This is a genomic window from Streptomyces canus (assembly GCF_030816965.1).
GTDB lineage: Bacteria > Actinomycetota > Actinomycetes > Streptomycetales > Streptomycetaceae > Streptomyces > Streptomyces canus_E.
Map to the genome: position 1 here is coordinate 6318310 of NZ_JAUSYQ010000002.1, position 25608 is coordinate 6343917.

23 protein-coding genes and 1 riboswitch are annotated in these 25608 nt (G+C 71.2%); of the genes, 9 read left to right on the top strand and 14 right to left on the bottom strand.

The window, feature by feature from the left end; genetic code table 11:
- Positions 1–39: 39 nt before the first annotated feature.
- The 7 genes from QF027_RS30120 to QF027_RS30150 form a co-directional block, all read right to left on the bottom strand.
- On the bottom strand, positions 40–834 hold the full coding sequence (locus QF027_RS30120; protein WP_307078207.1) for an aminotransferase class IV: 795 nt from the start codon (positions 832–834) through the stop codon (positions 40–42).
- Positions 835–847: 13 nt separating this feature from the next.
- On the bottom strand, positions 848–2017 hold the full coding sequence (locus tag QF027_RS30125) for an FAD-dependent oxidoreductase (RefSeq protein ID WP_307078209.1): 1170 nt from the start codon (positions 2015–2017) through the stop codon (positions 848–850).
- Positions 2014–3576, bottom strand: a complete 1563-nt coding sequence (locus QF027_RS30130; protein ID WP_307078211.1) for a class I adenylate-forming enzyme family protein — start codon at positions 3574–3576, stop codon at positions 2014–2016. Before QF027_RS30130 ends, QF027_RS30125 begins: the two co-directional genes overlap by 4 nt.
- A 78-nt stretch (positions 3577–3654) precedes the next feature.
- Positions 3655–5181: a benzoate-CoA ligase family protein gene (locus QF027_RS30135; RefSeq protein WP_306977263.1), complete on the bottom strand. Its 1527-nt coding sequence runs from the start codon at positions 5179–5181 to the stop codon at positions 3655–3657.
- A complete protein-coding gene (gene pabB / locus QF027_RS30140) occupies positions 5178–7400 on the bottom strand; it encodes an aminodeoxychorismate synthase component I (RefSeq protein ID WP_307078213.1) in 2223 nt (740 codons plus the stop codon). The genes QF027_RS30135 and pabB overlap by 4 nt, the downstream gene beginning before the upstream one ends.
- Positions 7401–7429: 29 nt before the next feature.
- Positions 7430–8008: an antibiotic biosynthesis monooxygenase gene (locus QF027_RS30145; RefSeq protein ID WP_307078215.1), complete on the bottom strand. Its 579-nt coding sequence runs from the start codon at positions 8006–8008 to the stop codon at positions 7430–7432.
- 143 nt (positions 8009–8151) lie between these two features.
- A complete protein-coding gene (locus QF027_RS30150; RefSeq protein ID WP_307082536.1) occupies positions 8152–9015 on the bottom strand; it encodes a hypothetical protein in 864 nt (287 codons plus the stop codon).
- A 310-nt stretch (positions 9016–9325) separates the two neighbouring features.
- Between QF027_RS30150 and QF027_RS30155 the strand changes: the two genes are divergently transcribed.
- Both QF027_RS30155 and QF027_RS30160 read left to right on the top strand, forming a co-directional pair.
- On the top strand, positions 9326–10177 hold the full coding sequence (locus QF027_RS30155) for an LLM class flavin-dependent oxidoreductase (RefSeq protein WP_307078217.1): 852 nt from the start codon (positions 9326–9328) through the stop codon (positions 10175–10177).
- A gap of 110 nt (positions 10178–10287) precedes the next feature.
- Positions 10288–10377: riboswitch (ZMP/ZTP riboswitch) on the top strand.
- Between the two features lie 41 nt (positions 10378–10418).
- A complete protein-coding gene (locus QF027_RS30160; protein WP_306977255.1) occupies positions 10419–11870 on the top strand; it encodes a glycine hydroxymethyltransferase in 1452 nt (483 codons plus the stop codon).
- A gap of 48 nt (positions 11871–11918) precedes the next feature.
- On the opposite strand, the gene QF027_RS30165 is transcribed toward QF027_RS30160, so the two are convergent.
- From QF027_RS30165 to QF027_RS30180, 4 genes are all read right to left on the bottom strand, one after another.
- The gene (locus QF027_RS30165; protein ID WP_373432512.1) at positions 11919–12623 is read right to left on the bottom strand and encodes a hypothetical protein; all 705 of its coding nucleotides are present in this window, start codon (positions 12621–12623) and stop codon (positions 11919–11921) included.
- Between the two features lie 79 nt (positions 12624–12702).
- On the bottom strand, positions 12703–13410 hold the full coding sequence (locus QF027_RS30170; protein WP_307078219.1) for a hypothetical protein: 708 nt from the start codon (positions 13408–13410) through the stop codon (positions 12703–12705).
- 109 nt (positions 13411–13519) lie between these two features.
- Complete coding sequence (locus QF027_RS30175; RefSeq protein WP_373432439.1) at positions 13520–14434, bottom strand: hypothetical protein; 915 nt, start codon at positions 14432–14434, stop codon at positions 13520–13522.
- Positions 14427–14987 carry an RNA polymerase sigma factor gene (locus tag QF027_RS30180; RefSeq protein WP_307078223.1) on the bottom strand — a complete coding sequence of 187 codons (561 nt, stop codon included), beginning with the start codon at positions 14985–14987 and terminating at the stop codon, positions 14427–14429. Before QF027_RS30180 ends, QF027_RS30175 begins: the two co-directional genes overlap by 8 nt.
- A 142-nt stretch (positions 14988–15129) precedes the next feature.
- Here QF027_RS30180 and trpS point away from each other — a divergent pair, with 142 nt between their 5' ends.
- Both trpS and QF027_RS30190 read left to right on the top strand, forming a co-directional pair.
- Entirely contained in the window at positions 15130–16143 is a 1014-nt protein-coding gene (gene trpS, locus QF027_RS30185; protein WP_306977247.1) for a tryptophan--tRNA ligase, read from the top strand.
- 184 nt (positions 16144–16327) lie between these two features.
- On the top strand, positions 16328–16912 hold the full coding sequence (locus tag QF027_RS30190) for a 2'-5' RNA ligase family protein (RefSeq protein WP_306977246.1): 585 nt from the start codon (positions 16328–16330) through the stop codon (positions 16910–16912).
- A 6-nt stretch (positions 16913–16918) separates the two neighbouring features.
- On the opposite strand, the gene QF027_RS30195 is transcribed toward QF027_RS30190, so the two are convergent.
- Both QF027_RS30195 and QF027_RS30200 read right to left on the bottom strand, forming a co-directional pair.
- Entirely contained in the window at positions 16919–17674 is a 756-nt protein-coding gene (locus QF027_RS30195) for a decaprenylphospho-beta-D-erythro-pentofuranosid-2-ulose 2-reductase (protein WP_306977244.1), read from the bottom strand.
- Between the two features lie 28 nt (positions 17675–17702).
- Positions 17703–19085 carry an FAD-binding protein gene (locus tag QF027_RS30200; RefSeq protein WP_307078225.1) on the bottom strand — a complete coding sequence of 461 codons (1383 nt, stop codon included), beginning with the start codon at positions 19083–19085 and terminating at the stop codon, positions 17703–17705.
- A gap of 214 nt (positions 19086–19299) precedes the next feature.
- Between QF027_RS30200 and QF027_RS30205 the strand changes: the two genes are divergently transcribed.
- The gene (locus QF027_RS30205) at positions 19300–20211 is read left to right on the top strand and encodes a YihY/virulence factor BrkB family protein (RefSeq protein ID WP_306977240.1); all 912 of its coding nucleotides are present in this window, start codon (positions 19300–19302) and stop codon (positions 20209–20211) included.
- Here QF027_RS30205 and QF027_RS30210 read toward each other — a convergent pair.
- On the bottom strand, positions 20156–21469 hold the full coding sequence (locus tag QF027_RS30210) for a D-alanyl-D-alanine carboxypeptidase family protein (RefSeq protein WP_307078228.1): 1314 nt from the start codon (positions 21467–21469) through the stop codon (positions 20156–20158). The genes QF027_RS30205 and QF027_RS30210 overlap by 56 nt on opposite strands.
- Before the next feature lie 91 nt (positions 21470–21560).
- On the opposite strand from QF027_RS30210, the gene QF027_RS30215 reads away from it, so the two are divergent.
- From QF027_RS30215 to QF027_RS30230, 4 genes are all read left to right on the top strand, one after another.
- Entirely contained in the window at positions 21561–21821 is a 261-nt protein-coding gene (locus QF027_RS30215; protein ID WP_266521402.1) for an SCO4848 family membrane protein, read from the top strand.
- 6 nt (positions 21822–21827) lie between these two features.
- Positions 21828–23135 (top strand): metallophosphoesterase, encoded by a 1308-nt coding sequence (locus QF027_RS30220; protein ID WP_307078230.1) that lies wholly within the window; start codon positions 21828–21830, stop codon positions 23133–23135.
- Between the two features lie 431 nt (positions 23136–23566).
- Entirely contained in the window at positions 23567–25120 is a 1554-nt protein-coding gene (locus tag QF027_RS30225; protein ID WP_307078233.1) for an ABC transporter substrate-binding protein, read from the top strand.
- Between the two features lie 72 nt (positions 25121–25192).
- Positions 25193–25591, top strand: a complete 399-nt coding sequence (locus tag QF027_RS30230; RefSeq protein WP_306977231.1) for an ATP-binding protein — start codon at positions 25193–25195, stop codon at positions 25589–25591.
- Positions 25592–25608: the final 17 nt, after the last annotated feature.

Consider the following 25608-nt stretch of genomic DNA (forward strand, 5'->3'; position numbering starts at 1 on the left):
CGGACCGTTTATGGTCCGGCGCATTTTCCGGTAGGGAATTCACCTGCTCGGCAGCGGCTCCATGAGGCTGTCCAGCCACGCCCGCCATTCCGGGGCGCGCTGCGCCGGTGCCGCCCGCAACGGCCCTCCGGTCCACCCCGTCACCGGCCGGACTCCGTGCAGCGCGTTCACCAGCCACACCTCACGGCCGTCCAGTGCGGCCACGGTCCGCTCGCGGTGGGCGACGGGGATGCCTTCGCGCCGGGCCCGCTCCTGGATGAGGGCGACGGTCACCCCGGGGAGGACCGGCAGCCGGGGCGGAGGCAGACACAGGGTGTCGTCCTCCCACCACAGCACGCTGGCGGTCGCCGCCTCCAGCACGGAGCCGGAGGGCGCGACCAGCATCGCCTCCTCCGCGCCCGCAGCGGACGCCCGCTCGCGCACCCGGGCGAGGGCGCCGAGGTCCGGTCCCTTGCGGCGAGGCACGGTCCGTGGATCGGCCTGGCCGGTCGCCCAGACCCGCACGCCGGTCCCGAGCGGGGGAGCGTGCCGCAGGAGCAGCCGCAACTCCAGGGATCCCGCGGCGAGTTCGACGCGGGGGAACCACTCGCCCGTACGGGGCAGTGCGTCGGTCATGTCCCGCCAGAACTCCAGCAGCCGACGCAGCGGCGGCCCGCTCACCTCGCCGCAGGTCCGCAGGAACCGCTCCCGGTGGCGGTCGAGCCCGCGCACCCTGCCGTCCCGCACCAGCCAGGAGTCCGCGACGAGAAGGGGTGTCGTCGGCTCCGCGGCAGGGGTCAGCCCACGGGCCGGTGACCACGCCGACAGTCCCTCCACGATGACCGGTTGTGTCACAGCCGCTCCTTCCTCAGTACGTGCGGCCGGCGTTCACCGGCGCTCCGTGCCGTGGCCCGTACGGCGCGTGCTCCAGCCACGAGCCGCACCACGGCAGCATGGGCGCGAGCACCGCCGCCGCCCGCTGACGCGCCCGGACGATCCTGCGCCGGGGCCGCAGATGGTCCAGTGCGGCCCCCGCGGCGGCACTGTTGAACAGTGCCGCGGACCGCCGTACGTCGGCGAAGCCCTCGATCGTCCCGCCGCCGATGGCCTCCGCCGCGGCCGCCGCGTCCGCGATGCCGCTGTTCATCCCCCGCGCCCCGAACGGTGGGAACAGATGCGCCGCCTCCCCGACGAGCAGCACCCGCCGGTGCGGATCGGTGAACGAGGCGGCCACCTTGCGCAGAAAGCGGTACGTCGACACCCACAGAACCCGCTCGCCGTACCCCTCGCCCACCACCGCCGGAAGCCATCGCCGTACGGCCTCCTCGGTCCCGAACTCCTCCTCGGGGTCGTCGTCCCGGCACTGCAGGTCGACCTGGAAGCCCCCGGTGAACGGCACCCGCATCACACTGCGCCCGCCGGCGCCCGGATGCTCGTAGTGGAAGATCCGCTCGGGCGGCGGCTCGGCACCCGGCCTGTGGGCCACGTCGACGACCACATGGAAGCCCTCGCCCCGCTCGCCCTCCATGGCAATGCCCAGTGCGCCCCGCACGGCGGACCGGGCACCGTCGGCGGCGACGGCGTACGCGCAGCTCCACTCCCGCCCGTCGCCGCAGCTCAGCCGGACCCCGCTCGCCGTCGTGCGGACGTCCAGCACCCGTGCGTCCCACACGAACTCCACACCCGCCCGCTCACACGCGCCCCGCAGGAAGCGCTCGGTGTCCACCTGGCGCAGGCTGGTGAAGGGCGGCGGGCCATCCTTCGGCGGATAGGTGCGGGAGTACACCTCGCGCCCCCGGTAGAGGGTCCGCCGGGTCCGCCAGGTCTGCCCGTACGCGGTGATCTCGCCGGCCAGTCCCGGACACATCCCGTCCAGCAGCGCGAGCGTCTCGCGATGCACGAACAGGGCCCGGCTGCCGGGCCGTTCACGGTCCTTCGGCTCCGCCTCCAGCAGCACGACCTCCCGCCCGCGCGCCCGCAGCGCGAGCGCCGCCGACAGACCCACGGGGCCGGCTCCGACCACTACGACCGGTGTCACGCGCGCGCACCCCCCGCGAGCATCCGGGTGATCTCGACCCGCTTCACCTTCCAGGTCGCGGTCATCGGCAGCTCCTCGAACCGCAACTGCCGCGGCTCGGCCATCGTCGGCAGATCGGCCGTCGCCTCCCGCCAGCGCCCGAGGTCCAGCGGCTGCTCCCCGCGCACACACACCACCGGCACCGGCTCCCGGTCCGCACCCGGCACGATGACGACCTCCCGGAGCTCCTCCAGGCGCTCCATCAGGGTGTCCTCGACCTCCAGATTGCTGTGCACGGAGTCGATCCGGTCGATCTCCCGGTCGATCAGATGCAGGGTGCCGAGGCGACTGCGGTAGCCCATGTCACCCATCTCCCACCAGCCGTCGTTGAGTTGACGGTCGTAGCGGTCCTGCATGCCGAGGTAGGTGAGGATGCGGCCCCGGGTACGGGCCTCGATCCGGCCGCTCGTCCCGGCGGCGACCCGCTCACCGCCCGGCCCCGTCACGCGCACGCGGGTGAAGCCGGGTATGCCGATCCCGACCCGCCGCCCGTCCGCGCGTGCGGCACTGCGCCGGGTGAAGCACTGAAACGCGACCGGACCCGTCTCGCTCTGCCCGTACAGCTGGATCAGCCAGGGCGAACGGCGCTTCGAGGCGCCCAGCAGCCGCCGTACCGTGCGCGGGTGGATCGCGTCGAACGTCGAGCCGTAGGACCGCACCCGCGACAGCGGGGCACCGGGCGCGTCGGCCAACTCCTCCCACAGCACGAACGTGTTGGGGTGGGTCTCCACGATGCCCGGCCGGTGCCTGGTCAGGAGCGGTCCCACGGCGGCCGGGTCCGGGTCGGTGATCAGCACCAGCGGGCTGCCGAAGTGCAGCAGGACGCCGAGCAGATGGTAGAAGCGCGAGTGCACGAACGACATGTGCAGCGCCGCGGTCTCCCCGCGCGTCGGCCAGCCCATCGCCTTCTGCGGTACGAGCCGGTTCCACATGGTGTTCGCGCAGTGCACGGCGAGTTTGGGCAGGCCGGTGGTGCCGGAACTGTGGGTGATCAGCGCCGGTTCGCGGGGATGGAGGCGTACGAGCGGCGGGAGCTCGGTACCGGCGTACTTCTCCAGGGGCTCGGCGCCCGGCGCGTCGTCCACGGCGAGGACCTGCCGCACCCGGAGGCCTACCCCGTTCAGTGGCCCCTCCAGCTTGGCCCGGTCGGTGACCAGCCACGGGTGCCTGAGCCGCTCGATCAACTCCTCGACCACCTCACCGGCCAGCCCGGGGGAGAGCAGCACGGGCACTGCGCCGATACGGGAGACCGCGCAGGTCAGCAGCACGATGTCGACGTTGTCCGTCTTGTGTACGACCACCTGCTCCGACGGCCTCACCCCCGCCTCCCACAGGCGTCCGGACAGATCCTCGACGACCTCTGCCAAAGCCGGGTAGGTGAGATCGACACCGAGTGCGGGATGGGTGTCCAGCGGCCGGTCCAGGGTCACGAAGACGGCGCCGTGCCGGTCGGCCGCCCGGCGGAACACCGGGCCCAGGTAGAAACCCCGGTCGGTGAAGGGGGGTTGTTGCTCTCGCATGGGGCCGTTCCTCTCTGCGGTGCGGTGCGGTGCGGACCGGTGCGGCTGCGGTGCCTGTGCGGTGTTCTGGCCGTGGGGTCACCAGGCGCCCCGGCGGACCAGGTGGCGGCGGAGCTTGCCGGTCGGGGTGCGGGGGAGCGACGGGACGAGGCTCACGCTTCTGGGCACCTTGAAGGCGGCCAGCTGTGCGCGGGCCAGGCCGAGGAGGTCCTCCTGGAGACTTCCGTCGGGGACCGGGGCGACGGAGACGACGAACGCCCGAAGCCGGCCGACCCCCCTCCCGTCGGTGACGGCCACGACCGCGACCTCCTTCACCGCCGGGTGGGTGCGCAGTACGGCCTCCACCTCCAGCGGGGAGACGGTGATGCCGCCGACCATCTCCATGTCGTCGGCGCGGCCCAGGTGCCGGTAGGTGCCGTCGGCTTCGCGGACCGCCCGGTCATGGGTGGCCAGCCAGCCACCGACCAGGGTGCGTTCGGTCTCCTCGGGCCGGTTGAGATACCCGGGGGTCACCGTCGGGCCGCGCACCCACAGCTCGCCCTCCGTGCCGTCCGGGACCGGGTGGCCGGCGCGGTCACGCAGCTCCACCTCGAAGCCGGGCACGGGGCGCCCGACGGTGCCCGGACGGTTGTGGCCGAAGCTGTTGGCGCAGAAGGCGTGACCGGCCTCGGTGGAGCCGATCTGTTCCAGCACCGGCGCACCGAGCAGCTCGGTGATCTGTCCGCCGAGGCCCTCCGGCAGGCCCTCGCCGGCCGACACCGCGGCCCGCACCGAGGCGAAGCAGGCCTCGTGCCCGCTGCCCCGGTCGGCCACCAGCGCGGCGTACGCGGACGGCACGGAGTACAGCAGGGTCACCCGGTGCCGGGCGACGAGCTCGTCCACGGCGGCCGGGGTCGGGCGCCGGTCCACGAGCACGGCGGCGGAGCCGGAGAAGAGCGGGAAGACGAAGGCGTTGCCGAAGCCGTAGGCGAAGTACAGCTTCGACACCGACAGGGTGACGTCGTCCTGGCCGACCCGCAGCAGCCGCCGGCCGATGAGGTCGTGGTACGCCTTCGGGTCGCCGTGCGTGTGCACGACCCCCTTGGGACGGCCCGTGGTGCCCGACGTGTACTGGACGTACAACGGCGTGTGCGCGTCGACCGGGTGGGCGGGGGCCGGCTCGGCGGAGGCGGTGAGCGCGAGCAGCTGGTCGGCACCGAGCCGGGGCCGCTCGGCGAACCGGTCCTCCAGACCCGGCCCCGTCACACACAGCGCGACGTCGGCGTCCGCGGCCATGAACGCGTGGTCGGCCGCGTGGAGTTCGGGGTTGACGAGGACGGCGACGGCGCCGAGGCGCGCGACGGCGAGGAAGGCCGTCACCCAGGCGATCCCGTCCGGCAACGCCAGCACCACCCGGTCACCCGGCCTGATGCCATGACCGGCGAGCACGGTGGCCGCCCGGGCCGCGAGCGCGTGCACCTCGCCGTGGGTCCAGACCCGGTGGCCCTGATGGAACGCGGGCCGGTCCACCCAGCCGCGCCGCTCGGCGAGATCGGCGAGCTGAGCGGCGAGATTGCCGGGGGCGTCGAAGCCGGCCGAGGACAGCACGGGCTGCGCAGTCGTCATCGGACCGGCTCCTCGGTGGCCGTGTGCCCTCCGCGGGCGTCGGCGCGGACGGCTGTGTGCCGCCGCTGCTCCGCTGTCCGCTCCGCGGTGTGCAGGTGCAGGGCCCTCATCTGCGCCGCCGTCTTCAGCAGCATCTCGTCGTACTCGGCGACCGGATCGGAGTCGAGGACGATCGCGCCTCCGGTGCCCAGCTGCATCAGCCCGTCGGCGAACACGGCCGTACGGATGACGATGTTGAGATCCGCGCCCCCGCCGCACCCGAGATAGCCCAGGGCGCCGGAGTAGACCCCGCGGGCCTCGGTCTCCATGGAGTCGATGATCTCCATCGTGCGCAGCTTCGGTGCCCCGGTCATCGAGCCACCGGGAAAACAGGCCCGCACGCACTCCACCGCGTCGGTCCCCTCCCGCAGCCGCCCCTCCACGGTCGACACGAGCTGATGCACGGTCGCGTACGTCTCCGTGGCCATCAGCCGGGTCACCCGCACCGACCCGGTCCGGCACACCCGCCCCAGGTCGTTGCGGAGCAGGTCGACGATCATCAGGTTCTCGGCGCGCGTCTTGGCATCCGACGCCAGTGCGTCCCGCAGGCGGGCGTCCTCCTCCGGCCCGGCCCCGCGCGGCGCGGTGCCCTTGATGGGCCGGGCCTCGGCGATCCCGTCCCGGGTGATCCGCAGGAACCGCTCGGGGGAGGAACCGGCCACGTCGACGTCCCCGAACCTCAGGAACGCCGCGTAGGGGGCCGGGTTGACCCGGCGCAACACCCGATAGAACTCGTACGCGTCCGGCGGAGCGGGTAACCGGGCCGCGTTCGTCAGACAGACCTCGTAGCTCGTGCCCGCCCGCAACTCGCGTCCACAGGACTCGATGTCGGCGAGATAGGTCGCCCGGTCCCGCACCAGCCAGGGCTCGGCTGCACCGAGGTCGGGGTCGGCGGGGCCGGTGGGTGTCGGCAGCGCGGGTGCCCCCGTCGGGTCCGGCTCGGTGGCGACGAAGGTCAGCTGGGCCAGCGTGCTCTCCAGCCAGTCCTCTGCCTCCCGCGCGGCCTGCGGGGTGTCCTCGGCCACGCAGACCGCGTAGGTGACCCTCTTCAGATGGTCCACGGCGATCAACCGGTCGGCGAACAGCCAGCACGCGTCCGGGGCGTCGGAGGTATGCCGGTTGGGTGAGCCGCAGTCGGCCTTCATCTCGTAGCCGAAGTAGCCGACATAGCCGCCGGTGAAGTCGAAGGGCAGCCCGGCGCCGTCCACCCGGCGGCTCGTCAACTGCCGTCCCAGATAGTCGAAGACGCTCGCCGCGACCTTCCTCGTCGGCCGCCCGGCCCGCTCGATCTCGCACTTTCCGCTCTCGACGTCGTACCGGACGAACTCCGCGAGCGGACCGCTGTCGTCACCGAAGAACGAGAACCGCGACCGCCCGTCCTCGACCAGCGCACTGTCCAGCCAGAACGCCCGCTTCGACGCCGCGTACATCCGGGTGAAGGCGGCCTCGGTGTCGACCGCGCCGGCGATGCGCCGCGTGTGCAGACGGTAGGCGGGCGCGGCCGGCCGGGGGCGCGGGACGATCCGCGAAGGCCGGGGGATCACCGCTTCGGGCGGAGGCACCGCGGTGTTCTTCGTACGCGGTCTGCGAGCCCGTCCCGCCGTGAGATTACGGAAGTTGACGAGCATGCGGTGGCCGTAGTCGGTGAGTACGGACTCCGGATGGAACTGCACGCCCCACACCGGCCGGCTGCGGTGCCTGAGCCCCATCAGCACGCCGTCCTCGGCCCACGCGGTGGCCTCCAGCGCCTGCGGGAGCGGCTCGGACACGGCCAGCGAGTGGTAGCGGACCGCGGTGAAGTCCTGCGGCAGCCCCCGGAACAGGTCCCGTCCGTCGTGCCGGACCGTCGACAAATGACCGTGCCGCGGCTCCGGGGCGGCTCCCACCAGGCCCCCCTCGCCGAGTGCGATGCCCTGGTGTCCCAGGCAGACGCCCAGCACGGGGATCGACGCCTCGGCGAGCACGGCGGCGCTCAGTCCGAAGTCGCGCGGCTCGGCCGGGTGCCCGGGTCCTGGCGAGACCACGACATTGTCGAATCCCGCGAGGTAGGCCCCGAGATCGGGAAGGGCGCCGACCGCGTCATTGAGGACGACGACCGGTTCCTCGCCGTTGACCTCGGCGACCAGCTGGAACAGGTTGTACGTGTACGAGTCGTAATTGTCGATGAGCAGGGTCTTCACCCGCCCACCTCCCTCGGTTCGTGCCGGACCTATGCGGTCCGTCTTTTGTGCCGTCCGCGAAGGGCCTGGAGCGGCGGATACAGCCATTTCCTGAGGAAACGCTGAAGCCGGGGCATGAGAATCCAGGTGACGAGAGCCGTCACACACAGGCACAACAGCAGAGTGCGGACAAGCGGATTGAGTCCGCCGAGATAAGGAAGAACGATCAGATTGAACATGAGCACCGGCGGAAAAACCGCGCTCATGTTCACGAACCACAGTTTCCATTTCGCCGGCGGGGCGGGCGGCTTCGGTGTGGTGGTCTGTGATTCGAACCACATCTTGGAGCCCCGCACGCTTCTGCGCTCCGTCTGCCGGGCGAACCCCGCCGCCCGGTGGTCCCACTGGGTCCGGGCGCGGGAATCCTCCCAGGCCCGGGCCGTTCCCTCGCTGGCGAAGCGATAGACCACATGCCACTCCGCCTCTTGGTCGACAAGGACGCCACCTCCAAGAAAGCCCGGCTGCTGTGCACTCGCGGCCAACATGGCCCACCCCCAGGAATGGAAGTCGGCCTCACGGCCCGGCACCACGTGATAGGCCACGGTGACGGTGACGGGATTACTGCTCACGCCGTCGTATACGCAGGGCCTTCACAGCACGTTCAAATCTTCAACGAAGCTTTTTCGTTGTCCGGATCGTGACTCTTTATCGGCCTTTCGGTCGGCATGACTCATTCTGTCGAGCTGTGCCGGAAGTGACTTGAGCAATCCCTTTACGCAATTCGGGAAGGAGAATGCGGAGCGGAACGCTCCGGGGCCTCCCCGAACCTGGCCAGCGCCAACGCCCCCGCGACGGCCACGGCGAAACCCAGCACCGCCACCCATGCCAGCCCCTCCCGGGTGCGGTCCCCGAGCCACACCACCCCCACCAGCGCCGGCCCGATCGTCTCCCCGATCACCATCCCGGCCGTCGCCGTGGTCACCGACCCCCGCTGCAGCGCCGAGGTCAGCGACAGAAAGGCCGCACCGCCGCCCACGAGGAGTGCGTACGTCGCCGGGTTGGCCAACAGCGCCGACGGCGCGAGCGAGTCGATGAGGCGCACCGCCACCTCGACCACCCCGAACCCGAACCCGGCCCCCAGCCCGAGCGCCAACGCCCGTCCCCGCTCCGGCAGTCGCCCACCCAGCAGCGCGAGCCCCAGCACGGCCAGCGCCGTCCCGAGCATCGCGTACTTCAAGGCCGACGGCCCGCCCTGGTCGCCCTCCGTCCCGGACGCGATCCCCAGCAGCGCCATCCCCGCGCACACCACCCCGACGGCACCCCACTCGCCCGCGCTCAGCCGAACCCGCAGCAGCCGCGCCGACACCACCGCGGTCACCGCGAGACTCGACGCGAGCGCCGCGCCCACCGCGTAGATCGGGACCGACCACAACGCGGCGATCTGCAGCAGGAACCCCACCCCGTCCAGCGCCAGCCCCGCCAGATACCGCCACTGCCGCACCGCCCCCAGGAACAGCGTCACCGCGAACGCCGTCCCCTCGCCGTCGCGACCGCCCGTGTCCGCCGCGCGCGCCGCCATCGCCTGCAGCACGGTGGCCGTCCCGAAACACACGGAGGCACCCAGAGCACACACCATTCCAAAGAGCACGAAGTGACCTTAGGGGAGGTGGTGAGGGGTGGGTTGGTTTCGGACCAGCTCTCACTGATCTCCAACTGTCCGCCGGACACGAGCCGTATCCCCCAGGCCGTGTCCGCGAGCGGCCGGCGAAAACGCGTTGTCGCACCCCGTCGGATCGCGTTACGGTCGGCGCACTCTGACGCACACGCTCTCTGGAACCATCGCCGCAGTACGGGAGCAGGTCCGCGCGCAGCGCGCGGCACCACGGAGGGGCGGCACCGGATCCGGCCGACCGGCCGATCTCGTACGCCCTCCGGAGGACACTCCCATGAACATCGGCCTCGGCCTCCCCATCGACGACCCCGCCCAGCTGCTCACCTGGGCCCGGCGCGCCGACGCGAGCCCCTTCAGCACCCTCGGCCTGCTCGACCGCCTCGTCTACGACAACCCCGAGCCCCTCGTCACCCTTGCGATCCTCGCCGGCGCCACGTCCCGCATCCGCGTCCAGACCGAGGTACTGATCGCACCTCTCCACAACACCGCCCTGCTCGCCAAGCAGACCGCGACCCTCGACCGCCTCTCCGGCGGCCGCTTCACGCTCGGCATCGGTGTCGGAGGCCGCGAGGACGACTGCCTGGCCGCCGGCACCGACCTCCACCGCCGAGGCCGCCGCCTCGACGAACAGATGACCCTGCTGCGCCGCGCCTGGTCCGGCGAGCCGTACGGCGAGGGCATCGGCCCCCTCGGCCCCACCCCCGCCACCCCCGGTGGCCCGGAGGTCCTGTTCGGCGGCTTCGCCCCCGCTGCCCTCGAACGCGTCGGCCGCTTCGGCGACGGCTTCCTCGGCGCCGCCCTGCCGCCCTCCTTCATGTCCAACCTGTTCCGCGCCGCCGAAACGGCCTGGCAGAAACACGACCGCGCCGGCCACCCCCGTCTGGTCGCCCAGGCGAACGTCGCTCTCGGCCCCGACGACACCCTGGACCGGGCCCGCCGCAACCTCCGCGACTACTACGCCTTCAGCGGCCACGTCGAGTACATGGAGGCCGGCCTGCTCACCACACCGCGGCATATCCGCGAGGCCGCCGACGCCTACGTCGGCATCGGGGCCGACGAGGTGATGCTCTACTGCTGGGCCTCGGACGCCGACCAGGTCGACCGCCTCGCCGACGTGCTGTTCTGACGTCCTGCACCGCCCAGGCTTCGAGGCCCGCGGCCCATGTCCCGGCCTCGAAGCCGTCGCTCGTATGGTGGACGCCGCACCGGGGCCGTTCTCCGTGCCCGGTAGGCTGGCCGACAGGCCGTGACTGGCGCGCTGGGATGGGACGGACCATCGGGGAGCGGCCTGTGAGTGACCAAGTGCCGTGCGCCTGGGCCGAACCGTGATCCGTGACCGCTTCAAGCCACGCAGCCCGGAGGCCGCCATGTCAGAGCAGCAGCCCCTGTCCACCGAGTCCACGGCCTTCCGCGCCGCCCTCGACGTGATCCGCGCCGTCGAGCCGCGCGTCGCCGACGCCATCGGCCAGGAGGTCCACGACCAGCGCGAGATGCTCAAGCTGATCGCCTCCGAGAACTACGCCTCCCCGGCCACCCTCCTCGCGATGGGCAACTGGTTCAGCGACAAGTACGCCGAGGGCACCGTCGGCCGCCGCTTCTACGCCGGCTGTCGCAACGTCGACACCGTCGAGTCCCTGGCCGCCGAGCACGCCAAGGAGCTCTTCGGCGCCCGGCACGCCTATGTCCAGCCGCACTCCGGCATCGACGCCAACCTCGTCGCCTTCTGGTCCGTCCTCGCCCAGCGTGTCGAGGTCCCCGCCCTGGAGAAGGCCGGCGTCCGCCAGGTCAACGACCTCTCCGACGCCGACTGGGCCGAGCTCCGCCAGGCGTTCGGCAACCAGCGCATGCTCGGTATGTCCCTGGACGCCGGCGGCCACCTCACCCACGGCTTCCGACCCAACATCTCGGGCAAGATGTTCGACCAGCGCTCCTACGGCACCGACCCCTCCACCGGTCTGGTCGACTACGACGCGCTGCGCGCCTCGGCCCGTGAGTTCAAGCCGCTGATCATCGTCGCCGGCTACTCGGCCTACCCCCGTCTGGTGAACTTCCGGATCATGCGCGAGATCGCCGACGAGGTCGGCGCCACGCTCATGGTCGACATGGCGCACTTCGCCGGTCTCGTCGCCGGCAAGGTTCTCACCGGCGACTTCGACCCGGTCCCGCACGCCCAGATCGTCACCACCACCACCCACAAGTCGCTGCGCGGCCCGCGCGGCGGCATGGTGCTGTGCGACGACTCCCTCAAGGACCAGGTCGACCGCGGCTGCCCGATGGTCCTCGGCGGCCCCCTCCCGCACGTCATGGCCGCCAAGGCCGTCGCCCTCGCCGAGGCACGTCAGCCCTCCTTCCAGGACTACGCCCAGCGGATCGTCGACAACTCCCGCGCCCTGGCCGAGGGCCTGATGCGCCGCGGCGCCACCCTGGTCACCGGCGGCACCGACAACCACCTCAACCTGATCGACGTCGCCACCTCCTACGGCCTCACCGGCCGACAGGCCGAGGCCGCCCTGCTCGAGTCGGGCATCGTCACCAACCGCAACGCCATCCCGGCCGACCCCAACGGCGCCTGGTACACCTCCGGCATCCGCATCGGCACCCCGGCCCTGACCACCCGTGGCCTGGGCACCGCCGAGATGGACGAGGTCGCCGGTCTCATCGACCGCGTCCTCACCACCACGGAGTCCGGCACCACCAAGTCGGGAGCGCCCTCCAAGGCCCAGCACGTCCTGGACCCGAAGGTCGCGGACGAGATCTCCCACCGGGCGACCGACCTCGTGGCCGGCTTCCCGCTGTACCCGGAGATCGACCTCGGCTGATCCGCGTCCTCTCTCGTCCTCTCTTGAGTTGTCAAAGACCGGTGACTCCTAGAGATCGATGAGTTCCTGTCGTGGCTCATCCCGCGGCGGTTCGGCTCCTGGCCCGACCGCCGCGCGGCGTATCAGCCGCGTGCCTCCGACTCCCGCTGCGAATCCCACGACGAGCCCCGGCACCGCCCACCACACGCCATGTTCCGGGCCCGCCGAGGTCTTGGCCCCCTCTTTTTCCTGCCCCTCCGCGGGGCCGCCGACGAGGCCCGCCCGGTCCAGCCGATCGAAAACCGCTTGCGGCGCCCGGTGCCAGCGGATGTCGTCGTCCTCCCGCTCCGGTGCCGGATCCGAGCGCACCCACGGCGTGCCGTCCCCCGTCAGGAACAGCTGGTCCTGCCGCGCCACCGCCACATCACCCCCCGGCGCCGAATCCGTCCGAGGCCAGCCACCGACACCCGTCAGCCCCCACACGACGGTGAACCGCACCGCCGGATACCGGCCCTCCTCCCAGGCGCCGGGCACTTGCTCCGTGCCCGGGTACGTCGGCTGCAGCAGCTGCCACAGGCGGGTGAAGTACGGCTCGTCGGAACGCACGGCCTCGGTCCGGCCCGAGCCGCCGGTGACGACCATCGCCAGGTCGGGCCGGTCGAGGCCCGCTCCCCGCGTCTGCTGTGCCGCGGCGGCGGCCGCCGCCCCGAGCACGGTCACCGCCCCCACCACCGTTGCCAGCGCTACCAACGCCCTGCGCGGCCCGAGCCGCATCCCTGTGTGTCTGCTCCGCACTGCCATCCCCCTCGATCGGTCAGCCTCGCTGTCTCCAGCTCGCCGACACCTCCTTTCGTCACAGATCACGCAGTTCCTGCCGAGGCCCAGGCTCCCGGCGCACACGGTCCCCTCGCATCCGCAGAGCGAACGGCCGCAGCACGAGCGCCAGTACCGCTCCGGCCGCGAGCCCCGGAAGCGCCCACCACCACTCGGTGCCGTCGTCCGGCGTGGAGGACGGGCCCGCAGACGCCTCCGTGGGCACCACCCCCGCATCGGTCCACGGCTCCTGCCCGGGCGCGGGGAAGATGGCATGGCCCTCGCCGGAGACCTTGCCCATCACTCCCAATTCCTTCAGCAGGGCGCGCAGTTGAGGTGGATTCTTTGTGCGGTGCCAGTGGCCGTTCACCGACTCGGGGACGCGCTCCGCGGTGTGTATCCACACCTCGTCCGTGTCGGCCAGCGGGAAGACCTGGTCCAGCCGCCACGGTGAGACGTCGTGCGCCATCCACGTGACGTTGATCTGCCGGGCGGCAAGCAGATTCGCCTCGGGTGGTGTGGTGCGGGCGCCCGCACCCGGAGGGCCGAGCAGCCGCTCCAACTCCCCGTATTCCTCGTCGGAGTAGTAGAGCGACGCCGTCTCCCCGCTCTCCGGCGAGACCACGAGCACGCTCGTCGGTCCGCCCGCCGATGCGGAGGGCGCACCCCACACCGTCAGCGCGAGCGCCACCGCCAACGCGCCCGATCCGGCCGCCAGTTCACGACAGCGGCCCCCTCGTCCAGCCACACGCCTCTTCATGCCGACCCCCAACAGACGATCCTGTGCGGCCCGTCCGCGAGCCGCGTGTCACTTCTGGTACACCGCCCGGCCCGTCGGGGTTCCCACCCCGCGCGCACTAATCCGAGGACTTCTCGGCGCCCTCGTGCCCCGGCTCGCCGAGGGACTTCGCGATCTCCACAGCCCGCGCCTTCGACGTGGCCCCCTCCAGTCGCAGCGTCACGTCGGGCACGTCCAGGACACCCGGCCCGTGCATCCACAGCAGCGTCGGACCGGCGGTCCGCTGCTCGCGGGCGTAGTGGGAGCCGGCCGCGTCCACCAGCCAGAAGCTCAGCAGGTGGGGCCGCGGAAACCACAGAGCCGTGTCATGGGCCCCACCGAGCTCCGAGGAGTCCCCGTCCAGCGAGAGCAACTCCGGCTGCTCCCGCACACGCTTGGTGAAGCCGATGTCCAGACGGGCCGGATACTCGTCCAGCCGTATGGTGTCCCCCCGCTCATGCCAGCACAGGCTGACCAGAGACCGCCCCTGCGGCTCGGTCGTCACCGTGACCACGTCCGGAGCGCCGAGCGCCGACGGCACCAGCGGTTCGAACCCCGCCCGCCGCTCGGCCTGCGCGAGCGACACCGAGCGACCGCAGCCGGGCACCTCGGCCCTCGGCGAGGGCACCGCCGAAGGGTCGTACCGCACCTCGACCCCGCCGAAGTCGAACCAGTCCAGGACCGCCGCCCGCACCGGAGGCGTGAGCGCGAGGACCGCCAGCAGCCCGCACAGGGTCGCGGCCAGCGAACGCCACCGCAGCCGCGTCCACCGCCGCACCGCCCGCAGCCGCTCACCGGGCCCCGACGCCTGGGCCACCGGGACCGGCAGCCGCTCGGCGAGTATCTGCTCCAGCACCCGCTCCACCATCGACTCGGACCTGTCCGCACCCGGCGCGTCCAGCGAACGCCCGAGCGCCCGCAGCTCCTCGGGCAGCCGGGACGCACGCTCACGCGCGCTTCCTCCCGCGCCCTCACCGCCGTAGGACTCACTCACGCTCATCACCCCCTTCCCGAGGCGCGACATCCGGCAGCAGCTTGCCGAGCTTGCGCAGCGCGCGGTTCAGCCGGGACTTCACCGTCCCGCGGGGCCAGCCCAGGGCCTGGGCCGTCTCGGACTCGTCCATCTCCAGCAGATACCGGTAGGTGACGACCAGACGGTGCTCCTCGCTCAACTTCTCCAGCGCGGACCCCAGCGCGGCGCGGCGCTCTATCTCCACGGCCGCGACCGCCGGGTCCGCCGATTCCGGTATCAGCGGCTCGGCCTCCGCGAAGGCCGCCTCGCGGCCGGCGAGTGTGCGCTGGCGCGCCGCCGTCCGCACTGTGTTCCTCGTCTCATTGGCCACGATCGACATGAACCACGGCTTGAACGCCGAGCCCTCCTTGAAGCGGCCCAGCCCGCAGTACGCCTTGACGAAGGCCTGCTGCACCACGTCCTCCGCGTCCGCACCCGCCCCGAGCGCGGCGGCCGCTCGCATGGCGAGGCCCGTATGGGCCCGCACCAGCTCCGCGTACGCCTCCGGGTCTCCGGCGCGTACGCGTGCGATCACCTCGGCCTCATCGACGATGCGGCCCCCCTCCCGCGTCCTCACACCATGGGTACACCGCCCGGACGGAATCGGTTCCCACCCGTGGCACATCTGTTTCCGACTGGTTCCGGATCGGCCCCCGACACCTGAGAGAATGGTGGGCATGGCCTCTGACCGACCCCGCGTGCTCTCCGGAATCCAGCCCACCGCAGGCTCGTTCCACCTCGGCAACTACCTCGGCGCCGTCCGCCAGTGGGTGGCTCTTCAGGAGTCCCACGACGCGTTCTACATGGTCGTCGACCTGCACGCGATCACGGTTCCGCAGGACCCGAAGGAGCTCACGGGCAACACCCGCCTGGCCGCCGCGCAGCTTCTCGCCGCGGGCCTCGACCCGGAGCGCTGCACGCTCTTCGTCCAGAGCCACGTCCCCGAGCACGCCCAGCTCGCCTGGGTCATGAACTGCCTCACCGGATTCGGCGAGGCCTCCCGCATGACCCAGTTCAAGGACAAGTCCGCCCGCCAGGGTGCCGACAGCGCGAGCGTGGGCCTGTTCACGTACCCGATCCTCCAGGTCGCGGACATCCTGCTCTACCAGGCCAACGAGGTCCCGGTGGGTGAGGACCAGCGCCAGCACGTCGAACTGACCCGTGACCTCGCCACGCGCTTCAACGGCCGCTTCGGCGAGACCTTCACGATCCCGAAGCCGTACATCCTCAAGGAGACGGCGAAGATCTACGACCTCCAGGACCCGTCGATCAAGATGAGCAAGTCGGCGTCCACACCGAAGGGCCTCATCAACCTCCTCGACGAGCCGAAGGCCACCGCCAAGAAGGTCAAGAGCGCGGTCACGGACACCGACACCGTCATCCGCTACGACGCCGAGAACAAGCCGGGCGTCAGCAACCTGCTCACCATCTACTCGACCCTGACCGGCACCGGCATCGCCGAGCTGGAGCAGCAGTACGAGGGAAAGCTCTACGGCGCGCTCAAGACGGACCTCGCCGAGATCGTCGTCGAGTTCGTGACGCCGTTCCGGGAGCGGACCCAGCAGTATCTGGACGACCCGGAGACGCTGGACTCGATCCTGGCCAAGGGCGCGGAGAAGGCGCGCGCGGTCGCCGCGGAGACCCTCTCCCAGACGTACGAGAAGGTGGGCTTCCTGCCCGCGAAACACTGATCGCCGCGGCCGGCGGTACCGACCGCCGGTCGCCGGGGCGTACCACCGCACACCAGCACCACCGGACAGAGCGCTGCACATCACTATGCCTGCGCCTGCCCACAGCACAGCCGTGGCCGTACAGTCGATAGCCGGACGGCTGGGAACGAATCCGACAGGACGACAGGGACGAACAGGAGACGACGTGGGGACCGTAACGATCGGTGTGTCGATCGCGGTCCCGGAGCCTCACGGCAGCCTGCTCCAGGAGCGGCGCGCGGGCTTCGGCGACGCCGCGGCTCACGGCATCCCCACCCATGTCACCCTGCTGCCGCCCACCGAGGTCGCGGACACCGCGCTGCCCGCCATCGAGGCGCACCTCACCGAGGTCGCCGCGACGGGCCGGCCTTTTCCGATGAAGCTGTCCGGCACCGGCACCTTCCGGCCGCTGTCACCTGTCGTGTTCGTCCAGGTCGCCCAAGGTGCCGAGGCCTGCACGTGGCTCCAGAAGCAGGTCCGTGACGCCTCCGGGCCGGTCGCGCGGGAACTGCAGTTCCCGTACCACCCGCACGTCACGGTGGCCCACGGCATCGACGAGGCGGCCATGGACCGCGCCTTCGAGGAACTCGCCGAGTTCGAGGCCGAGTGGCCGTGCACCGGATTCGCGCTCTACGAGCAGGGGGCCGACGGGGTGTGGCGCAAACTGCGCGAGTTCACCTTCGGTCGCTCGGCCGTGCCGCCCCAGGCCGGCCACGTCGACCGCGGCACCCTGCCCACAAGCCAGCTGTAACGACGGTTACAGCGGCAGCAGCCGGAACACCGCCCGCGGCAGATGCCGCACCGCCGCCATCACCACCCGCAGCGCCCCCGGCACCCACACCGTCTCCGAGCGGCGCCGCAGACCCAGCTCGATCGCCGTCGCGACGGCCTCCGGGGTGGTCGCGAGGGGCGCCTCCTCCAGACCGGCCGTCGCTCTCGACCGCACGAACCCGGGGCGTACGACCATGACGTGCACGCCCGTGCCGTGCAGGGCCTCGCCCAACCCCTGGGCGAAGACGTCGAGGCCCGCCTTGCTGGAGCCGTAGATGAAGTCGGCGCGGCGGGCGCGCTCGCCGGCCACGGAGGAGAGCACGACGAGCGAGCCGTGCCCCTGAGCCTGCAACGCGCGCGCGGACACCAGGCCGGCCGAGACGGCACCTGTGTAGTTGGTCTGCGCTACCCGCACCGCAGCGACTGGTTCGCGCTCGTCGTGGGCCTGGTCGCCGAGGATCCCGAAGGCGAGCAGCACCATGTCGATGTCGCCTTCGGCGAACACCTTGCCGAGCACCGTCTCGTGGGATTCGGGGTCCAGCGCGTCGAAGGCGACGGTGTGGACCTCGGCCCCCAGAGAGCGCAATTGCCTGGCGGCCGACTCCAGGGCGGGGGACGGGCGCCCCGCCAGCCACACCGTGCGGGTGCGTCGGACGACGAGGCGGCGGGCGGTGGCCAGCGCGATCTCGGACGTACCGCCGAGGACGAGCAGGGACTGGGGAATGCCGAAGGCGTCCTTCACGAGCAGCTCCTTGGAGGGCCTGGGATCTTCAGAGGGCTTGGAGAGTCAGACGGCGCGACAGATCCGAGGTGAACACCCCGCGCGGGTCCAGCTCCGCGCGCAGCGCACGGAAGTCGTCGAGGCGCGGGTACATCGCGGTGAGCAGTTCCGGCCGCAGACGGCCGTCCTTGGCCAGGCAGACCCGCCCGCCGGCCATGGCCACCTCCTCGTCCAGTTCGTCGAGAAGGGCGCCGAGACCGGGCAGGCCGGCCGGGATGTCCAGGGCCAGGGTCCAGCCGGGCACCGGGAAGGAGAGCCACCCGGGGTCGGCGTCCCCGAACCGCTTGAGCACGGCGAGAACGGACGGGCACCGCTGCCCGGAGACCCGCCGCACGATCCGGCGCAGGGCCTCCTCCTGGCCCTGTCCGACGACGAACTGGTACTGCACGAGGCCGCCGCGGCCGTAGAGCCGGTTCCAGTGGGGCACAGCGTCGAGGGGGTGGAAGAACGCGGAGATCCTCTGCAGCCGGCCGGTACGCGCGCGGGGCGCCTTCCGGTACCAGAGCTCGTTGAACAGCCCCACGGTCGTGCGGTTGAGAAGTCCCTCGGGGAGGAAGGGAGGCAGGGCCGGGAAGCGCGGGGTCCCGAAGGCCAACGGGTCTCTACGCGCGCGTGTGGCTCCGGCGAGCAGCCCCGGTGTCTCCAGCGCTTCCAGCGGCGCGTGGTCGCCCCGGGTGAGAACCGCCCGCCCGGTCGCGGCTCCGCGGGCCAGCAGGTCGACCCAGGCGACCGAGTATCGGTGCTGGTGATCGGTCACCGTCAGACGGGCCATCAGATCGTCGAGGTCCCGCGCGCGTTCCGTGTCCACCGACATCAGGGACGTCTCGACCGGCTGGAGCTGGACCGTCGCGGTGAGGATCATCCCGGTCAGACCCATGCCGCCGGTGGTCGCGTCGAACAGAGGTGTGCCGCGGCGCACGGTGCGGATCTCGCCGTCGGCGGTGAGCAGTTCGAAAGACAGCACATGGCGGGAGAAGGAGCCGGACACATGGTGGTTCCTCCCGTGGATGTCCGCGCCGATCGCTCCGCCGACGGTGACGTACCGGGTGCCGGGCGTCACCGGCACGAACCAGCCGAGCGGCAGCAGCACCTCCATCAGCCGATGTAGGGAGACGCCCGCGTCGCACAGCACGGTGCCGCCTTCGGCGTCGATCGCGTGGACGCGGTTCAGGCCGGTCATGTCGAACACCGCGCCACCGGCGTTCTGTGCCGCGTCCCCGTACGCCCGTCCCAGGCCCCTCGGGATGCCACCACGGGCCCCACAGCCCCGGACGGCGGCCACGGCCTCCTCGTAGCTCCGTGGACGGATCAAGCGGGCCGCGGTGGGGGCGGTGCGCCCCCATCCCGTGACGGGAACGGTGTCGGCAGACATGCCGGTGACCGTATCGCCGCTATAGAGATGATTCGATCGAAAACATCACTTCTCTCCCCAAAATGGGTGATTAATGGGATGTCGCTCAATAGTGCCGGAGTTCCCGCCCATCCCTCGAAGCGTCACCGCCCGGTCCCCGTGGCCTGACCCGACGCCATCCCGCGTTTTCGGGTACTCACACATCGGTCTTCCGCGCGGAGGGCAAGATCCGATCATGGACTGGCTGAAGAGACTCCCCGTCGTCGGGCCCCTCTGGGTGCGCCTGACGGCCACGCACGCGTGGCGGTCGTACGAACGGCTGGACCGGGTGAAGTGGACCCGGCTGGCCGCGGCGATGACGTTCACCAGCTTCGTCGCGCTGTTTCCGCTGCTCACGGTGGCCGCAGCGATCGCCGCCGCGACGCTCAGCACGGAGCAGCAGAACGACCTCCAGGACAAGATCGCCGATCAGGTGCCCGGCATCTCCGAGCAGCTGAACATCGGCGACCTGGTCCAGAACGCCGGCACCGTCGGCCTCATCGCGGCCGCCGCCCTGCTGTTCACCGGCATCGGCTGGGCCGGCTCGATGCGCGAGTGTCTGCGCGCGGTGTGGGAGCTGCCCGACGAGGACGAGAACGCGATCCTGCGCAAGGGCAAGGACCTGGGCATCCTGATCGGGTTCGGCGGCGCGGTCCTGGTCACGCTCGCCATCTCCACCGTCGCCTCCGCGCTGGTCGACTGGATCAGCGGCGAACTGGGCCTCCAGGAGGGCGGCGCGGGCCGGGTCCTGCTGCGCGTCGTCGCGTTCGTCATCGCCGTACTCGCCGACTTCCTGCTCCTGCTGTACGTCCTGACCCTGCTGCCCGGAGTCGAGCCGACGCGCCGCCGTCTGTTCGTCGCCGCGCTGACCGGCGCGATCGGCTTCGAACTGCTGAAGCTGCTGCTGAGCGGCTATATGCAGGGCGTGGCGACGAAGAGCATGTACGGCGCGTTCGGCGTCCCCGTCGCCCTGCTGCTGTGGATCAACTTCACGGCGAAACTGGTGCTGTTCTGCGCCGCGTGGACGGCCACGGAAAGCAAGGAGCAGGAGCTCACGGACGAGATGAGCGACGACGTACCAGATCCGGCAGCGGCCAGCGGCGGTTGACGAGGAACGCGGCGCCCGCGAGCAGCACAAGAAGGCCGCCGGTGATCGCGAGGGCGGTGCCCATGCCGCGGGAGCCGCCGTCGGCCGTGGCGGACGAGACGGGCTTCGCCGAGGCTCCTGAGCCCGCGGAGTCCCCGGAGGCACCCCCGGCCTCGCCGGACTCCCCCGGCTGGGCGCTGGACTGCGCGGCGCCCTTCGGCGGCACCAGTTCGCCCACCGGCACCACCTTGCCGGCCGCCTTGAAGCCCCAGTCGAAGAGCTTCGCGGTCTCCTTGTAGACCTCGTTGTGCTCTTCCTTGGACGGGTTCATGACGGTGACGAGCAGCACCCTGCCATTGCGCTCGGCGACCCCGGTGAAGGTGGCGCCGGCGTTGGTGGTGTTGCCGTTCTTCACACCTGCGATGCCCTGGTACTGCGAGATGTCGTAGTCGCCGCTCAGCAGTCGGTTGGTGTTCTGGATCTCGAAGGGCTTGCGGACGGTCTTGCCCTTCTTGTCCTTCTTCGTCTCGCCGGGGAACTTCGCGGTGACCGTCGAGCAGTACTCGCGGAAGTCCTTCTTCTGCAGGCCGGAACGGGCGAACAGGGTCAGGTCGTAGGCGGAGGAGACCTGGCCGGGGGCATCGTAGCCGTCGGGGCTGACCACATGGGTGTCGAGGGCCTGGAGCTCCTGGGCGTGCTCGTTCATCTCCGTGACGGTCTTGGCGACGCCCTTGTTCATCGCGGACAGGACGCGCACGGCGTCGTTGCCGGAGCGAAGGAAGACGCCGAGCCACAGGTCGTGGACCGTGTACGTCTCGCCTTCCTTTATCCCGACCAGGCTGGAGCCGGCGCCCATGCCCGCGAGGTCGGAGGAGACGACCTTGTGCTGCTCGGTCTTGGCGAACTTGGGCAGCACGGTGTCCGCGAAGAGCATCTTCATGGTGCTCGCCGGGGGCAGCCGCCAGTGCGCGTTGTGTGCGGCGAGCACATCGCCGGACTCGGCGTCCGTGACGATCCAGGAGCGCGCGGTGATGTCCTTGGGCAGCACCGGGACCCCGCTCGCGAGATTGACCTGCGTGCCCGCCTGACCGAGCCGTGAGCCGCCCACGGTCGACATGTTCGCCGGGGGAGTGACGCTCGGCGACGCGCTCGGCGACGCGCTCGGTGACGGGCTGGGAGCCGCGAGAGCGACCGGCGCGGTCAGCGCGAGGGAGGACAGGGCGGCGGCGGAGGTGACCAGCAGGGATCGCCTGGCGGTCTTCTTCTGGGGTGCGGACACGCTCAGGAACGTACATGGCGCGGAGGGTGAAGTCCCAGCACCCTCCCCACCCCGGCCGCCGAACCGGACAACGGCCCGCGATACTGGACCCATGAAGCTCAGCCGCCCCGTCTCCTGGTTCCTGCTCGCCTTCGGGGTGTGGAGCTGGATCATCTGGATCACTTTCGTCAAGAACCTCGTCAAGGACGCCAGCGGGCTCGCGTTCGACGACGCGGGCGACCCGACGGGGTACTTCTGGGTGCACCTGCTGCTGGCCGTCGTCTCCTTCGTATTGGGGACGGTCGTCGGGCTCATCGGGTTGCGTGGAGTGCGCGCACTGCGCCGGAACTCACAGCCGACCCTCGAGAGTTAGCAGACCGTGGTCATCGCCTTCGCACTGCTCGCCCTGGCCGTCCTCGTGACGGCCAACTGGTACCTGTGGCGCCGGCTGTTCCGCGACACCACCGGCGGCCCCGGCCGGGCCCGCCGCGTGGGCGCGGTGCTCATCGGCGGCGGCTGGGTGCTGGCGGTCGGTGCCCTGGTCGCGGAGCGCACCGGCGCCCCCTTCTGGCTCCAGCGCGTGCTCGCGTGGCCCGGCTTCCTGTGGCTGGCGCTGTCGATCTACCTGCTGCTCGCGGTCGTGGCGGGAGAGGTCGTACGACCCCTGCTGCGACGTTTCCTCGATCGCCGGGACGGGCGCGGCGAGCCCGCCGTGACCGCCGTACCGCACCCGGAGCGGGTACCGGCGGGAGCACCTGCCGAGAAGCCGCAGGGGGCCGGGAGCCCGCCCCAGGAATCCGGGAAGGGCGGACCCGCGTCGGAGGAGCCGTCGGAACCCGGCGGATCCCCCCTCGTCGCCGCTCCCTCCCGCCGCCTCTTCGTCTCCCGGGTCGTCGCCGGAGCCGCCGCCGCGGCCGCCGTGGGAACCGTCGGCTTCGGCACTTACGGCGTCCTGCGCGGGCCCGGGGTCAAGCGGGTCACCGTGCCGCTGGCGAAGCTCCCGCGCGCGGCGCACGGCTACCGGATCGCGGTGGTCAGCGACATCCACCTGAGCCCGGTGCTCGGCCGTGGGTTCGCCCAGAAGGTCGTCGACACCATCAACTCCACCCGGCCCGACCTGATCGCGGTCGTCGGTGACCTGGTCGACGGCAGCGTGAAGGATCTCGGCCCGGCGGCAGCCCCCCTCGCCCGGCTCGAGGCACGGCACGGCTCGTTCTTCGTCACCGGCAACCACGAGTACTTCTCCGGTGCCGAGCAGTGGGTCGAGGAGGTACGGCGGCTCGGTCTGCGCCCGCTGGAGAACGACCGTACGGAACTGGCGTGGTTCGACCTCGCCGGCGTCAACGACATCGCGGGCGAGAGCGAGGGCCAGGGCCCCGACTTCGGCAAGGCCCTCGGCGACCGGGACACGGCACGCGCGTGCGTGCTCCTCGCCCACCAGCCGGTCCAGATCCACGACGCCGTCGACCACGGCGTCGACCTCCAGCTCTCCGGACACACCCACGGCGGCCAGCTCTGGCCCGGCAACCTCCTCGCGGAGGCCGCGAACCCGACCGTCGCCGGCCTGGAGCGCTACGGCGACACACAGCTCTACGTCAGCCGCGGCGCCGGCGCCTGGGGCCCGCCCACGCGCGTGGGCGCCCCGTCGGACATCACGGTGATCGAACTGGCGTCGAAGCAGGCCTGAACAGCGGCCCGGGCCGTCGTACGGCTGTGCCCGGTACGGGAGCCGTCGCGCAGCCACCGGCGAGCAGGGTCTCGTGCGAACAGAACCTGCCTGCTGCGTACGAGGCGCGGGACCCTGGGATCCCGATCACTGGCTGCTGAGAGGCGTTCCGGTCCGTGGCTGCGGCGGATCGTGGAGCGGGCGATCATGGCGCGGGCCGTCGCGTCGGTCACGGTGTGCGCCCGGATGTTCGTCTACGTGATGGCCCGTTGACCGTCGTCCGGAGCCCCTGTGGGAACTCTGTGAAACATGGCCGAAATCCGCTGCGGTAACGTCTTGCCCAACTCGACAAATCCCTCTTCCCCCAGGTGAAACACCTGTGATTAGGTGATCCGCGCCACTAGGGGGTGGCATGTGCACTGGGGCCCATGGGGTCCGGGGAGGGCAAACCGATGCGGTCGGTTCGCGTGCGGATTCTCGCGACGCTGCTTGTTCTGGGGGCCGTGGGAGTAGGCGGCTGGCAGTTGCTCCCGTCCGAAGGGACGGGCAGGACGATCAAGGTGGGGACGACGGACGAAGTCACCTCACTCGATCCGGCCGGCGCCTATGACGCCGGTTCCTGGGCGCTGTTCAACAACGTTTTCCAGTCACTGCTGGCCTTCGAGCCAGGCAGTGCCACACCCGTCCCCGACGCGGCCGAGAGCTGTGCGTTCGAGGGCAGTGATCTGCGCACGTACCGCTGCGTGCTGCGCGGGGGTCTCAAGTTCCCGAGCGGCCGCGAGATGACCGCCAAGGACGTCAAGTACTCCTTCGACCGGGTCAAGAAGATCAACTCGGATGTCGGCCCCGCCTCGCTGCTGAGCACCCTGCAGTCGGTCGGTGCCAGTGGCCGGACGGTCACCTTCCGGCTGTCCTCGCCCGACGCCACCTTCCCGTTCAAGGTGGCCACGGGAGCCGGCGCCATCGTCGACAGCACCAAGTACCCCGCCAGCTCGCTGCGCACCGACAACGGCGTCGACGGCACCGGGCCGTACGAACTGACGGCGTATACGAAGGGCAAGAAGGCGGTCCTCGCGCCCAACAGCGACTACAAGGGCGAGATCGACAGCAACGGCCGCCCCGTCGAACTCGACTACTACGGCGACTCGGACAAGCTGAACAGCGCCTGGAAGGCGAAGCGGATCGACGTCGCCTACCGGCAGCTGCCGCCCGATGTCCTCGCCGGACTGAACCCGAGCGACCCCGGCCAGCGCGTCTCGGAGGCCGACAGCTCCGAGGTCCGCAACCTCTACCTCAACACCCGCGCGGGCAAGCCCCTGCATGACCCCAAGGTGCGTCAGGCCATGGCCTGGCTGATCAACCGCGAGCAGCTGGCCGCCTCGGTGTACGAGGGGACCGTCGACCCGCTCTACTCGCTGATCCCGACCGGCATCACCGGCCACACCACGTCGTTCTTCGACGCCTACGCGGAGCCGAGCGTCAAGAAGGCGCGCGCCCTGCTCACCGAGGCCGGCGTCACCACCCCGGTCAGCTTCACCTACGGCTACGGCCTCACCAGCGGTTCCGCCGCCGCGGAGGCCAAGGAGCTCAAGAAGCAGCTGGAGGCGAGCGGCCTGTTCAAGGTGACGCTCAAGGGCTACGAGTGGACCGACTTCCAAAAGCGCTGGGCGACCGGGAAGCTGGACGCCTACGCGGTGGGCTGGGTGGCCGACTACCCCGACCCGGACACCTACGGCTCCCCGCTCGTCGGTTCCGACGGCACCATGAACACCGGCTACAGCAGCCACGAGGTCGACCATCTGATCCAGGACAGTCAGCGCTATGCCGACCGCGGCGAGGCGGGGCAGGACTTCCGCGACCTCCAGTCGGACATCGCCCGCGATGTCCCGGTCATCCCGCTGTGGCAGGCCAAGGACTACGTCGTGACCAGCGAGGACGTCGGTGGCGGCCAGTACCTCTCGGACGGCACCGGAGTCTTTCGTCTCTGGCGCCTCAGCTGGATCTGATGCCGACGTCCTGGATCTGATGCCGACGTCCTGGATCTGATCCCCGAGGTGTGCGCGGGGTGAGGAGCAAACGTGTTGAGACGCAACTCCTTCCGGCTGCCCCGGCATCCGGCTTCCGTCGGTCTCGCCCGGCGGCGGGTCCGGGACCACCTGGCCGACTGGGGCCACGGACCGGACGATCCGGCGCTGGCCGACGCGGTTCTGCTGGTGTCGGAACTGGCCACCAACGTGGTGCGCCACGGGCTGCTCCTGGAGCGGGAGTTCGAGGTCGCGGTGACCGCCCTCGCGGACGGCTCCTGCCTGATAGAGGTCTCCGACGAGGATCGGCTGGAACCCCGGCTGCGGGTGGTCGGTGAGTGGGAGGAGACCGGCCGCGGTCTGCATCTGGTGGAGAACATCGCCGCCGCGTGGGGGGTGTGGAGCCGGGGGCGGCACGGCAAGACCGTGTGGGCCCTGGTGAGGGCCGACTGAGCGGACGTACGCGTGGG

Excerpts from the sequence above, each read along its gene's own strand:
- QF027_RS30130 (WP_307078211.1), bottom strand. The coding sequence starts at position 3,576 with ATGCGAGAGCAACAACCCCCCTTCACCGACCGGGGTTTCTACCTGGGC.
- QF027_RS30135 (WP_306977263.1), bottom strand. The coding sequence starts at position 5,181 with ATGACGACTGCGCAGCCCGTGCTGTCCTCGGCCGGCTTCGACGCCCCC.
- QF027_RS30150 (WP_307082536.1), bottom strand. The coding sequence starts at position 9,015 with ATGGTGTGTGCTCTGGGTGCCTCCGTGTGTTTCGGGACGGCCACCGTG.
- QF027_RS30155 (WP_307078217.1), top strand. The coding sequence starts at position 9,326 with ATGAACATCGGCCTCGGCCTCCCCATCGACGACCCCGCCCAGCTGCTC.
- QF027_RS30160 (WP_306977255.1), top strand. The coding sequence starts at position 10,419 with ATGTCAGAGCAGCAGCCCCTGTCCACCGAGTCCACGGCCTTCCGCGCC.
- QF027_RS30165 (WP_373432512.1), bottom strand. The coding sequence starts at position 12,623 with ATGCGGCTCGGGCCGCGCAGGGCGTTGGTAGCGCTGGCAACGGTGGTG.
- trpS (WP_306977247.1), top strand. The coding sequence starts at position 15,130 with ATGGCCTCTGACCGACCCCGCGTGCTCTCCGGAATCCAGCCCACCGCA.
- QF027_RS30200 (WP_307078225.1), bottom strand. The coding sequence starts at position 19,085 with ATGTCTGCCGACACCGTTCCCGTCACGGGATGGGGGCGCACCGCCCCC.
- QF027_RS30205 (WP_306977240.1), top strand. The coding sequence starts at position 19,300 with ATGGACTGGCTGAAGAGACTCCCCGTCGTCGGGCCCCTCTGGGTGCGC.
- QF027_RS30215 (WP_266521402.1), top strand. The coding sequence starts at position 21,561 with ATGAAGCTCAGCCGCCCCGTCTCCTGGTTCCTGCTCGCCTTCGGGGTG.
- QF027_RS30225 (WP_307078233.1), top strand. The coding sequence starts at position 23,567 with ATGCGGTCGGTTCGCGTGCGGATTCTCGCGACGCTGCTTGTTCTGGGG.